The organism is Escherichia sp. KCJ4928, assembly GCF_004352695.1.
Taxonomy (GTDB): Bacteria; Pseudomonadota; Gammaproteobacteria; order Enterobacterales; family Enterobacteriaceae; genus ECMA0423.
Genome location: NZ_SJWV01000774.1, coordinates 1 through 255, shown reverse-complemented (window position 1 = coordinate 255; position 255 = coordinate 1). Strand labels below are relative to the sequence as shown.

Here is a 255-nt window from a genome sequence, read left to right as displayed (position 1 = left end):
ACCAGGCTTTCCCCGCGTTCCCATGCCTCCCTAAGCCGTGGAAGCTGGTCGCTCCATTCCTCCAGCAATTCGAAATTTTCAGAAAGTAGCCGCGCCTCCTGGACTCCGGCGATCGCCAGTTTCGTGGTGATGGTTAACAGCTGCGGCTCTTCAATATTTCCGGCGCGTATCACCGTCGCCCTGTATCGCCCATCATCAACAATCTGGAGGTTATCCAGTTCGCTTAACTGATAACGCCCCAGATAAACGGGAGGG

General features: G+C 55.3%; 1 pseudogene. It reads right to left on the bottom strand.

What is annotated here, in order from left to right:
* Window positions 1-255 (bottom strand): annotated as a pseudogene (locus E0D98_RS26715) (DNA primase); the annotation flags it as partial.